Annotated in this window: 10 protein-coding genes; 9 read left to right on the top strand and 1 reads right to left on the bottom strand. The window is 38.3% G+C overall.

All coding sequences use genetic code 11. From position 1 onward, the window contains the following. Positions 1-6 precede the first annotated feature (6 nt). Entirely contained in the window at positions 7-1,185 is a 1,179-nt protein-coding gene (locus tag ESZ26_RS05555; protein ID WP_146798766.1) for an MFS transporter, read from the bottom strand. 172 nt (positions 1,186-1,357) lie between these two features. Here ESZ26_RS05555 and ESZ26_RS05550 point away from each other — a divergent pair, with 172 nt between their 5' ends. The 9 genes from ESZ26_RS05550 to ESZ26_RS05510 all read left to right on the top strand — a co-directional run bounded on the left by ESZ26_RS05550 (position 1,358) and on the right by ESZ26_RS05510 (position 12,579). Beyond that, positions 1,358-2,080 (top strand): ABC transporter ATP-binding protein, encoded by a 723-nt coding sequence (locus ESZ26_RS05550; protein WP_146798765.1) that lies wholly within the window; start codon positions 1,358-1,360, stop codon positions 2,078-2,080. After that, positions 2,065-3,036: an HlyD family secretion protein gene (locus ESZ26_RS05545; RefSeq protein ID WP_146798764.1), complete on the top strand. Its 972-nt coding sequence runs from the start codon at positions 2,065-2,067 to the stop codon at positions 3,034-3,036. The genes ESZ26_RS05550 and ESZ26_RS05545 overlap by 16 nt, the downstream gene beginning before the upstream one ends. Continuing rightward, the gene (locus ESZ26_RS05540) at positions 3,029-4,186 is read left to right on the top strand and encodes an efflux RND transporter periplasmic adaptor subunit (protein ID WP_146798763.1); all 1,158 of its coding nucleotides are present in this window, start codon (positions 3,029-3,031) and stop codon (positions 4,184-4,186) included. Before ESZ26_RS05545 ends, ESZ26_RS05540 begins: the two co-directional genes overlap by 8 nt. Next, a complete protein-coding gene (locus ESZ26_RS05535) occupies positions 4,183-5,394 on the top strand; it encodes an efflux RND transporter periplasmic adaptor subunit (RefSeq protein WP_146798762.1) in 1,212 nt (403 codons plus the stop codon). The genes ESZ26_RS05540 and ESZ26_RS05535 overlap by 4 nt, the downstream gene beginning before the upstream one ends. Beyond that, on the top strand, positions 5,394-6,629 hold the full coding sequence (locus ESZ26_RS05530) for an ABC transporter permease (protein ID WP_146798761.1): 1,236 nt from the start codon (positions 5,394-5,396) through the stop codon (positions 6,627-6,629). Before ESZ26_RS05535 ends, ESZ26_RS05530 begins: the two co-directional genes overlap by 1 nt. 418 nt (positions 6,630-7,047) lie before the next feature. After that, positions 7,048-9,216: a fatty acid oxidation complex subunit alpha FadB gene (gene fadB, locus ESZ26_RS05525; protein WP_146798760.1), complete on the top strand. Its 2,169-nt coding sequence runs from the start codon at positions 7,048-7,050 to the stop codon at positions 9,214-9,216. A 15-nt stretch (positions 9,217-9,231) separates the two neighbouring features. After that, on the top strand, positions 9,232-10,395 hold the full coding sequence (gene fadA / locus ESZ26_RS05520) for an acetyl-CoA C-acyltransferase FadA (RefSeq protein WP_146798759.1): 1,164 nt from the start codon (positions 9,232-9,234) through the stop codon (positions 10,393-10,395). Positions 10,396-10,723: 328 nt separating this feature from the next. After that, a complete protein-coding gene (locus tag ESZ26_RS05515) occupies positions 10,724-11,935 on the top strand; it encodes an AAA family ATPase (RefSeq protein WP_146798758.1) in 1,212 nt (403 codons plus the stop codon). Positions 11,936-11,937: 2 nt separating this feature from the next. Beyond that, entirely contained in the window at positions 11,938-12,579 is a 642-nt protein-coding gene (locus ESZ26_RS05510; RefSeq protein WP_146798757.1) for an HNH endonuclease, read from the top strand. Positions 12,580-12,593: the final 14 nt, after the last annotated feature.

Genomic DNA, 12,593 nt, shown 5'->3' with positions numbered 1-12,593 from the left:
ATATATTTAAGAGGTTTCTTGGTATCTAAATTCGACGCCTTCCCTTGGTTGGCATGGAATCAAATGCGATAAAATCAAAGAACAACAAGCAAAGCCAGCACCAATATAAAAGACCCATGACGGGTTATAAATCCACACTAAACCAAGCAACGCCGGAATAACCACAGCAGCAATATGATTAATTGAAAAACTAACACCAGCACTTGATGCTAAATCTTCAGGCTTGGCTATTTTTTGAAAGTAGGTTTTAATCGCAATAGCTAAAGCAAAAAATAAATGATCTATCACATATAAGCTTGCTGCGATCGTCGAGTTTTCGACAAAGCCATAGGCAATAAAGATAGTAATTAAACCGATATATTCAAATTTTAGCACCCGACGTTCACCAATAATACCGATCAACTTGCCTATTTTTGCTGCGAATAACCAATTAAAAACATAGTTTATTAAGAATAATGCACTGATATCAGCAACGCTATAACCAAATTTTTCTACCATTAAAAAACCCGCAAATACGGTAAATATTTGGCGGCGCGCACCACTAAAAAAGGTCAAGGCGTAGAACAACCAATAACGCTTACGTAGTATCAGGCGTTTTTCTTGTTCAACTTTAACGGGAAATTCTTTAAAAGAAAATGCTAAACAAATAGTGAGCACTAGGCCGAGTAAACCAAATAAGGCATAAGTACTTTGATAAGACCACGAGAACTTTTCCATTATCAACCAAATACTGCTAAATGCGAGTAGTGATGCCGCCGACTTTACTGACAATAGACGCCCTAGAAAATAAGCGGTCTTATCCTTATCAATCCATTGCATGGTTAATGACTGGTTTACTGTTTCAAAATAATGAAAGCCAATAGACATGATAACAGTGGTGAGATACAAACCTAAAACAGAAGGAAAAAATCCAGTCATTATTACCCCAATAGCGGTAACGGCTAATGAAATAATGGCTAGTTTTTGTTCTTTAATAAACAGTAATAGATAAATAACCGTAAAGGCTAAAAATCCAGGTATTTCACGGAGACTTTGTAAAATACCAATTTCTTTACCGGTAAAACTGGCCTTTTCGATAACAAAATTATTGAGTAAAACCATCCAAACACTAAAAATTAGCGGCATGATAAATGCCATCGCGAGTAATAGATCTTCTGGTTGGTTAAGGCGATCTTTAATTGACATTATTTTCCAACGTTTGAGGCTGTAAAGGCTGTCTTAATTGAAACAAATTATTACAGTTCAGCAGTGTATGATTAAAATTTAAAGCTATATATTGTTACGCTGATTATTTTACCTTTATTTGTTAGGTAAAAGTAATGCATTAACAGGGATTAATTTTTATGGAGTGTAATAAGTGATCAAAATCGATAACATCAGTCGAATTTATGGTGAAGGCGAAACTCAAGTCATTGCCCTAAATAATGTTTCTTTAACCATCGAAAACAATGAATTCGTTGCGATTATGGGCACATCGGGTTCAGGAAAATCAACGTTAATGAGTATATTGGGTTGCCTCGATACACCGACTTCTGGCGAATACTTACTATCTGGCGAGTCTATAAAAAATATTGATGATGAAAGTCTCTCTCAGATCCGCAATCGCAAAATAGGTTTTATCTTCCAAACCTTTCATTTATTACCACGTTTAACAGCCCTTGATAACGTTATTTTACCGCTGCGTTACAGTAATGCCGACCCACAAGACGCTAAAAAACGGGGTATGGAAATGCTGGATAAAGTAGGTTTATCTTCGCGTTGGCATCATAAACCCTTTGAAATGTCTGGCGGGCAACGTCAACGTGTTGCTATTGCTCGGGCGCTAGTGAATCGTCCCGAAGTTATTTTTGCGGATGAACCGACGGGTAACTTAGATTCTAAAACCTCTTATGAAATTATGGATCTACTCTGTGAACTACATAATCAGGGGCAGACTATTGTTATGGTGACTCATGAAGAAGATATTGCTGCGTATGCGGACAGAATGATCCGCATGAAAGACGGTAACATCATTGAGGACAGAATGATCCGCATGAAAGACGGTAACATCATTGAGGACAGACTATGTATCAAAAACTAATATTATCAATCGCTATACTTGCTTTTAGCGGCTCGTCCTTAGCCGAAGTTCAAGCCCCTTTAATCTTATCCGGTCAAATTAAAGCCAGCGACAATCAAACATTTTACTCACCTAAAACAGATAGTTGGAATGTTCAAGTGCAATGGTTATTACCAGAAGGTGAGATAGCTAAAAAAGGTGATTTAGTTGTCGTCTTCGACAGTGGCTCAATTCAAAGTCAAATAGAACAAGAAAAGGTAAGTTTGATTGCCGCAAATGAAGAGTTATTTCGTTTGACTAGTAGTGCTAAACAATCACTTTTAGAAGCGACTTACGGGCAAAAGAGAACTGCATTATTACTTGATAAAGCACGTATCGATGCGGGTATTGCTGTTGTTCATTTAAGTGAATATGATTATCAAAAAAACCAACTTGGGCTTGAAAAAGCGGTTGTCGCTAATGCGAAAGCGCTCGAAAATTTAAAGCAAGTCAAGGTCGCTAATAAGGTTGCTGTGACCAAGCAAAAAATTACCATTGTAAAGCATCAGGATAAATTGCAATACAATGAGTACAAACTCAAGCAGATGAGTGTTTATGCCGAGCGAAGTGGTCCGGTACTTTATGGGATACATCCTTGGAATGGTGAAAAAGTATTTGTCGGAATGACGGCGCAACCTTCTTGGGAAATCGCAAAAATTCCGTCGGTAAATGGTTTATATATTGAAGCTTGGGTACATGAAGTTGACTACAAGAATATGCGTGTAGATAGCGTTGTCGATTTTAAGCTAGATGCTTTTCCACAATATAACCTCGTGGCTACATTAACCGAAATATCGAGCCAACCCGAAGAACGTAAAGAGTGGGGCAATGATGTTTACTATCGCGCTGTTTTCTCTTTTTCGCTTGATGAAGCCTTAACCTTATTACCGGGCATGAGCGCTCAATTAGAGTTTACAGGAGTAAGCCCAAGTGAATAAATACTTTGCAACCATATTGTTAATATTACTATGTGCTTGTGAAAAAGCACCCAGTGAAACCGTGAAGTTAGAACAAGTGCGTTTGGTTGTTAGCGCTAGTGGGGAATTAGAGTCAAAGCAAACGGCAATGATAGCACCACCGTCAGTTTCCCGTATGTGGCAGTATCAAATTAAGCAGTTAACACCCGAGAATACCCGCGTAAAAAAAGGTGAAGTGATCGTTGCCTTCGACAGTAAAAAAGTGATGGATAGGCTAGTTGATAAACAAGCTGACTTAGACCGGGCGCAAAAGGAACTGGAAAATAAAAAAATTAAGGAAGAAGAGTCAGAGCAAGAACTTATTCTCAGTATTGCTGAAAAGCAAATGGAGTATGAAAAAGCTGAGCGTAAAGCCGATATTATTGATAACAGTCGCGCTGAAAATGATCGCAAAAAGTCGGTGATTGATTTTACTATTGCCGAAAATGATTTATTTCTTGCTAAAGAGCGACTCACTTTTCATAAAAACAATAAAGCACTCAATTTAAAGTTGGCAAAGGGAAAAGTAAATCGCTTAACCGCAGAGGTAAATGACTTTAAAAGTGACATTGAGCGTTTGAAAGTTAAAGCACCAATTGATGGCATGGTTATCTACCGAGCTAATTGGCAAGGAGAAAAGCCAGCGGTGGGTGAGAGTATTCAATTTGGCCAGCCAATTGTTGAACTTGCTGTTATTGAACAGATGCAATTAAAAGCACAAATTGCTGAACCTGACAGTGGCAAAATCAAACTTAATCAAAAAGTAAAAATTATGATTGATGGTACTCAAGAAATTGTTTTGCAGGGAAAAATCGTTGAATTAGGCCGGGTTTTTCGTGATAAATCTTCACAAGATAAACGTCGTGTGTTTGATGCTATTATTGCTTTTGAACAACCTAAAGATACGGTGATACGCCCAGGCATGACCGCACGTATTGAGGTTGTTATCGCAGTGATTGATAACGCGCTAACCTTGTCATCGCAAGCCGTTAAGTTAGAAAATGGCCAAGGGAGTGTTCGAATTACCGGCCTTTTTTCAGATCATGAAGAAACCATTGAGGTTGCTCATATCGTTGGAGATAAAGTGGTCATTAAAAGTGGTTTATCACAAGGAGATATAGTGGCTTTATGAAATATTCACAACAATCAACAATAAAAAAGTCTTTTATCGTTAGCTTATTGTCTATTGCAATAACAGGCTGCTCAGGGCAAGAAAGTGCGCCCTTGTTATACGAAGTTATTACGCAAGACTTTATCGTTAATGTTCCGGCAAAAGGCGAACTTTTTGCAGCAAAAGCCACGGTGATAAATGCGCCGATGAGTCGACAAGGGCCACAAAATATTTCATGGTTAGCACCAGAGTTTTCACGCGTTAAAAAAGGTGATGTTATTGCCCGCTTTGACGGAGAAGCGATGGAAATTCAAAGTAAAGATAGACAAAATGAATTGTCGATCACCGAACAAGAAATCATTGAAAAAACTGGCATGCTTAATCAAGCACTTAACTCAATCAACAAAGATATTGGTATGGTGGGTCAAGAGAAAAGTTTTGCGGAAAACTTTTCAATCAATGATGATCAAATACGCTCGAAATTAGACATCTTAGATTCATTACAAAACACCCAGTACTTAGGGTCTAAAGAAGAATATCTTTATTGGAAAAATGATAGTTTCAGTACCAGTTCAGCAGGAGATATGGGCTTGCTGGAAATGAAGCAAGCGCAGAGCAAAAGTAAATTAAAACAGTTAAGTGAAGGCTTAGCAAAACTGGAAGTGAAAGCACCGCACGATGGCTTACTTGCTTATAAAGCTAATTGGCGTGGAGAAAAGCCACGTGAAGGCCAGTCATTATGGCCGGGGCAAAAAATTGCCGAGTTACCTGACATCAGTAACATGAAAGTTAAGTTATTCGTTTTAGAAAGTGAGGCGATAAATTTAGCCGTAGATAAATCGGTAACCTTCTCTTTAAATGCTTATGCGGATAAACCGTTTAAAGGAAAAATTGAGACGGTTGCCCCGTTTCCTACCTCGATAAAGCGTGGTGATCCACAAAAATATTTTGAAGTCATTGTTATTTTAGCCGAGCAAAATAGCGAGCTATTTGTACCAGGAAGAAAGTTAGAGGCTAATATTGAAATTATCGCCACCCGTCAAAAAATTATTATCCCGTTGCAAAGTGTCTTTGTCGAAGCAAAGCAGACTTTTGTCTACTTGTATAAAAATGGCGATTACACTTCAGTACCCGTTACTTTAGGGCAGGCGAGTTTAAGCCATGTTGAAGTTTTATCAGGGCTTAAAGTAGGTCAGAAAATAGCATTAACCGACAAGGAGCATAGTTAATGAAATATTTAGCGATTTTTTTGGATACTTTTTCCGAACTTGCTCAGCATAAATTGCGCACGTTGTTAACATTACTTGGCATGATCTTTGGCGTTGGCGCGGTTATCGCGATGCTTAATATTGGTGAGGGTGCGGAAGCGGAAGCGATGAAAATGATCGACTCAATGGGTTTACATAACTTAATCATAGAAGGCAAAGTTTTTGAAGAAAAAGAACTACAAGAACAACGCAAACACTCCACAGGTTTAAGTATTAGAGACGGTGAAATTAGTGCGCGTTCATTACCGTTTGTTACTGCGTTTAGTGCGCAAAAACTCATTGATACTTACAGTATTTTCAGTGGCGAAGGAAAAAGTGACGGTGAAGCAACAGGAGTGAGTGCTAGCTTTTTTGACTTGTCTAAATTTAATCTAGCCCAAGGGCGTTTACTCAACGAGCGCGACGATCAAAACTTTTCTCAGGTAGCATTGCTCGGTTCATCAACCGCGAAACAGCTTTTTCCAAAAGGTAATGCCATCGGTCAAAATATTAAAATTAATCACCTGTGGTTTAAAGTGGTTGGGGTATTACAAGCCCCTTTTTTAAAGAAGCAAGAATTTCAGGGCATAAAACTTGGTGGCGACCAACGTCAGGTGTTTATCCCTTTGAAAACCGCCATTCATAAATTTGCCAGTAAAAAGCTAGCGAGTGAAGTGACCAGTATTAAACTTAAACTAGATAACAGTGTCGACCCTATCAGTGCCGCGCAAGCCGTGAGTCACTTGCTTAATCGTCGCCATAATGAAGTTGACGATTACAACTTAGTTATTCCAGCGGCATTATTGGCTCAGCAAAAACAGACACAACAAATCTTTAATATTGTGATGTCATGTGTTGCCGGTATCTCTTTATTAGTGGGCGGAATAGGCATTATGAATATAATGCTTGCTACAGTATTAGAACGTACCAAAGAAATTGGCTTGTTGCGTGCGGTTGGTGCAACACAAAAAGATATTCGCTTACAGTTTATTGCCGAGAGTTTTACTATTTCAATTATGGGCGGTATCTTGGGGGTGTTTTTTGGGATCCTGCTCTCAGAGCTTATCGCACTTTATTCTGAATGGGCGGTCTCTTGGTCAACAAGTGCCATTATTTTGTCTTTTAGTATTTGTGCTTTAGTTGGCTTAACCTTTGGTGTTTATCCAGCCATTAAAGCGTCCAAGCTTGACCCTATTGATGCCTTACAAAGTGACTAGTTAAGATAACTGATTACTGCGTTATTTTGGTTAAAGCGTCAATAGCTTCTGTTGACGCTTTGTTATTCATTTTTGTCTGAAGAGCATCGCCACTTTTAATAGCGAGTGCTAAGCGGCTAATGTTAAATTTATTTTATTGATTTATTAACCTAGCGGAGACTTTTAGTATTAATTTTAATTTCTTGTGCCTATCGTCTTTTAGGGCCTATTAATCGGCTTTTACCGCGAGCCATTCTTTCTGTTTTAATTAAAAAGCCATAGATTAATACACCTAATTAAAACGCCTGTTTAAAAAATTTGCATTTATTTTTCTTTCAAGGCACACTCAATCGTCTATTATTATAAAAACTGATCAGTTAAATTATTATTTAATTGAGTTCAGACCCTATTTTTATCCCACTAAACGAGGAAACTAGGCATGTTATTTCAAGGTCAAAACCTTTCTGCCGAATTACTGAATGACGGCATTGTTGAATTTAAATTCGATGCACAAGGCTCAGTGAATAAGTTTGATCAGCAAACTTTTAAAGAATATATCGAAGTGGTTGCTGCTATTAACAATTGTGCAGATGCTAAAGGCGTACTTGTAACGTCTGGAAAGTCTAACTTTATTGTTGGTGCAGACATCACTGAATTTTTAACAATGTTCAAACTTCCTGAAGCGGAACTTATTCCTTGGATCAAAGGCGGCTCAGACGTTTTTGATTCATTTGAAGACATTAAGCTACCAACAATTGTTGCACTTAATGGTTTTGCTTTAGGTGGCGGTTGTGAAATGAGCTTAGCTTGTGACTACCGTATTGCTGATACAACATGTTCGATAGGTTTACCTGAAGTTAAATTAGGCCTAATTCCTGGTTTTGGCGGCACAGTGCGCCTACCAAGAATTATTGGCGCTGATAATGCTGTTGAGTGGATGTCGACCGGTAAAGCCTTTAAGCCTGAACAAGCAATGGCTGTTGGTTTACTTGACGCGGTTGTTGCGCCTGAGCATTTACGCGAAGCCGCTATTAACATGCTTAAACAAGCGATGTCTGGTAAGTTAAATTGGCAAGCTAAACGTCAACAGAAACTTGAAGCGTTAAAGCTTAGCCCCGTTGAATCAATTATGACCTTTAATACTTGTAAAGGTATGATTGCTGCTAAAGCCGGTAAACATTACCCTGCACCTATGATGATGGTCAAAACTATCGAAGCTGCTGCTTTACTCGGTCGAGCAGAAGCTATGCTTATAGAGAATGCAAATTTTGCTAAGCTTGCTAAAACTGATGCGGCCACCGCGCAAATTGGTTTGTTTATGGCCGACCAAGTAGTTAAAGGCAAAGCAAAAAAAGCCGCTAAAATGGCGACTAAACAAGTCAATAAAGCAGCGGTGTTAGGTGCTGGTATTATGGGCGGCGGTATTGCTTACCAGTCTGCCTATAAAGGTACGCCAATCATCATGAAAGACATTAATGATGCGGCACTTGATTTAGGTTTAAATACTGCTGCTGGCATTTTAACCAAGCAAGTTGAACGCGGTCGTATGAATGTTAAGACTATGGCTGGCGTGTTAAATAACATCACACCAACCCTTAGCTACGATAGTGTTAAAGATGTTGATATTGTGGTTGAAGCGGTAGTCGAAAACCCTAAAGTTAAAGGTATGGTCCTTGCTGAAGTAGAAAGTTTTCTTTCTGAAGATGCCATTTTAACCTCTAACACCTCAACGATTTCTATCGATTTGTTAGCGCAAAGTGTAAAACGTCCAGAAAACTTCTGTGGTATGCATTTCTTTAACCCGGTAAACAAAATGCCATTGGTTGAAGTTATTCGTGGTAAAGCAACGTCTGAAGAAACCGTTGCTGCTGTTGTTGCTTACGCGGCTAAAATGGGTAAGTCACCGATTGTTGTTAACGATTGTCCTGGTTTTTATATCAACCGTGTTTTATTCCCATACTTTGCTGGCTTTAGCCAATTAATGCTTGAAGGTGTTGATTTTGCTGCTGTTGATAAAATTATGGAAAAACAATTTGGTTGGCCAATGGGCCCAGCATACTTACTTGATGTTGTAGGTGTTGATACCGCTGATCATTGTACGGGTGTTATGTCATCTGGCTTCCCAACGCGTATGGCAAAAATTGATAATGACCCAGTAAGCACGTTATACAGTAATAAGCGTCTTGGTCAGAAAAATGGCAAAGGCTTTTATGATTACGGTCAAGACAAGCGCGGGCGTCCAACAAAAGTAGCATCTGCTGATGCCTACGCATTGTTTGAAAGCACCTGTGCCGACAAAAAAGAATTTAGTAGTGAAGACATCATTGCTCGCTTAATGATCCCTATGGTCAATGAAGTGGTGCGCTGTTTAGAAGAAGGTGTTGTTGATACTGCCGCTGAAGCTGATATGGGCTTAATTTACGGTATTGGTTTCCCTCCATTTAGAGGTGGTGCAATTCGTTATTTAGAAACATTAGGTTTAACTAACTTTATTGCTATGGCTGATAAGTATGCGCATTTAGGTGAAATTTATCAGGTAACTGATGGATTACGCGAAATGGCTAAATCAGGTAAATCTTATTTCAACACCGACGTAAAAACAGCATAAGCTAAGGAGAAGAACATGAAAGAAGTAGTCATTGTAGATTGTATTCGTACACCAATGGGACGCTCTAGAGCTGGCGTTTTTCGTAACGTTCGTGCTGAAGGTTTATCAGCGCATTTAATGCAGCAACTATTAGTACGTAACCCTAATTTAGATCCGTCATTAATTGAAGATATTATTTGGGGCAACGTTAAGCAAACTAAAGAGCAAGGTTTTAACATTGCGCGTAATGCACAATTATTAACGAGTATTCCAAAAACAGTTGGCGCGGTAACGGTTAACCGTTTATGTGGTTCATCAATGCAAGCTTTGCATGATGCAACAACCAATATTATGTGTGGCCAAGGCGATGTCTTTATCGTTGGTGGTGTTGAGCACATGGGACATGTTCCTATGATGTACGACGTAGACTTTGATCCGGCCTTGAGCAAGTACATTTCTCGTGCGGCTGGCAATATGGGTTTAACCGCTGAGTTACTCGGTAAGCAGTTTGGTATTACCCGTGAACAACAAGACGCTTTTGCGGCACGTTCACACAGAAAAGCTTATGAAGCACAGCTTGCTGGTCGTTGGGACAATGAAATTGTTGCCACCCAAGGACACGATGCAATGGGCGCGTTAACCTTAGTCGAGCATGATGAAGTTATTCGTCCAGAAACAACAATTGCAACGCTTGCCGGTTTACGTCCAGTGTTTGATCCCGTTAACGGTACGGTAACAGCCGGTACATCTTCTGCGTTATCTGACGGTGCTTCGGCCATGTTAGTAATGTCTGCTGACCGCGCTAAAGAACTTGGTTTAACGCCTCGTGCTAAAATTCGTGGTATGGCAGTTGCGGGTTGTGATCCTTCGACTATGGGCTTTGGTCCTGTCCCAGCAACGAAAAAAGCATTGAAGCGTGCCGGTTTATCTTTAGCTGATATAGAATTAGCTGAATTTAACGAAGCCTTTGCGGCTCAAGCATTATCGTGTGTTAAAGCTTTAGGCTTAGAAGACCGAGCTGAAGATATGATTAACTTAAACGGTGGCGCTATCGCCTTAGGCCATCCACTAGGATGTTCTGGCTCGCGTATCACGGGTACCTTATTGAACCTTATGGAAGGTCAAGATGTCAGCATAGGTTTAGCGACTATGTGTATCGGTTTAGGTCAAGGTATTGCAACGGTAATTGAACGCGTTTAATTACTAACGTTTAATACTGTGATAAAGCATTAAAAAGCTCACCTCGGTCGGGCTACTGAATGAACTTGGAGTCGTTATATGCAAATATAGCGACTTTTTCATTTTTATATTATTTTTATCTCTATTTATCAGTAACATTTAAATAACTAAAATTATAAAATCATACAGTTAACGATTTAAATTCAAGTGGTTAGCTGTATTAGGATGTGTCCTGTCAATTTTTGGCTTTATTTCTCTTATCCTCTTTTTAAAACCATGAAACTGTGAATTTTATAAATCTATGTTATTCTCAGACTAACTCTTTAATTTTAAAATGAATTATTAACATATGGATACGTTTAAAAACATAAAGCTCAAGGATTGGAGACAGTTTGGGAGTATTGACATTGATTTTGATTCAGATATTACAGTACTTACAGGACCTAATGGGTGTGGTAAAACTACGATACTGAATGTGCTAGCTCGTCACTTTGGGTGGAATATTAACTTTATTTCCACTCCACATATAAGTAAAAAAACGAAAAAGAAATTATGGTCCGATATTAAGAGAATATTTAAATCTGAAACAGACGAAGTACCTTCTCAAACAGAAGTAGGTTCTATTCTTTATAGTAACGGTAATGAATGCAAACTAGTCGTGCCACAACAAAATCAAGCACAGTATTCTTTGCAATATCAGGGACAAATAGGCTTAACTGGGCTTAATATCCCATCGCATCGCCCTATTATGAGTTATTTTCAAATTCAAAATATACCTACAAACCCTAAAACAAACCAGCAACAACATCAAGAGTTTCAGCAGCTATTATTTCAAGCTTATGGTTCGGATAACACTAGAAATCCAGGTACTGTTCTAAAACAATCATTAATTTCTCTAGCTTTATTCGGAGCTGGAAATGAACATGTTCAACCTAATCCAGAGTACCATCAGTTATTTAATGATTTTCAAAAAGCTCTAAAAATATTGCTACCGAAATCAATTGGTTTTCAAAAATTAGAAATAAGAAGCCCTGATATTGTTCTAGTTACGGACACAGGTGATTTTCCACTAGATGCTATGTCTGGAGGTGTAAGTGCTATATTTGGAATGGCTTGGCAGATACATATTTACGGGGCAGATAAAGAAGGCTGTACTGTAATTATTGATGAACCAGAAAATCATCTACACCCAAGTATGCAAAGAGAATTTCTGTCTCTATTAAGAAAAGCATTTCCTAATTTCAAATTTATCATATCCTCTCACAGCCCATTTATCGTGTCATCAGACCCTAAAGCAAGTGTGTATGCTTTAAGTTATGATGAAGATAAAAGAATTTCTTCCGTAAAGTTGTCTAATGCTGATTTAGCAGGTTCTCCAAATAAAATATTAAAAGATATATTAGATGTTCCAACTACCCTACCTGTTTGGGTAGAAGATGAGATCAGAGGAGTAATAGAAAAATATGAAAATTTACCCGATGATGAGAGTAAAGCTACTGCAATACTGAATGAATTGAAATCTCTCGGTATAAATAGCTCACTGTCTGAATATGAGGGCTAATTATGAGAAAAATAGATAAGTTACCAAAGCCACAAATTCTTATAGACAATGAAACACCATGGTTGATTGCATTTAAAGCAGATAAATCTAATGCAACAAAAAAATACCGTTATCGGCATGCAGATATTAAGACAACACTTCGCTCTGAAACTAATGACAAATGTGTCTATTGTGAAAGTAAAGTTGGTCATAATACCCCCGGAGATATTGAGCACAAAATACCATCCTCAAAGGTTGAGGATTTACATTTTAGCTGGGAAAACTTAACTATCGCCTGTACTGAATGTAATAGAAGAAAGAATGACTATTATGAGGTAGGTACGGAGTTTTTAGATCCTAATATAGATTATGTAGAAGATTTCATTGAGCATCATGGTCCCATTACTACATGGAAAGCTGGCTCTCAAAGAGCAGAAGTAAGCATTAGAATTTTAAAGCTGAACTCTAAGGAACGCTTACCACTCATTATTAACAAAATTGAAAAAATTGAAGAGGTTAATAACCTCGTTGAAAGATATGAAAGCCAGCAGAACTCAATGTTAAAAAAGTTGTTAGAAAAACAACTTTTAGAATTGGCAAGTAAAGCTAGCGAATACTCTGGGATGGTATTAGAAATGCTTGTTAAGAAAGGAATTCCAGTATAATGATATTTATTCAA

Origin of the sequence: Colwellia hornerae (assembly GCF_007954355.1) — a bacterium.
GTDB classification, from domain to species: Bacteria; Pseudomonadota; Gammaproteobacteria; order Enterobacterales; family Alteromonadaceae; genus Colwellia_A; species Colwellia_A hornerae.
The sequence above is the reverse complement of the archived record's forward strand: the minus strand, read 5'-3'. Positions and strand labels throughout refer to the sequence as shown.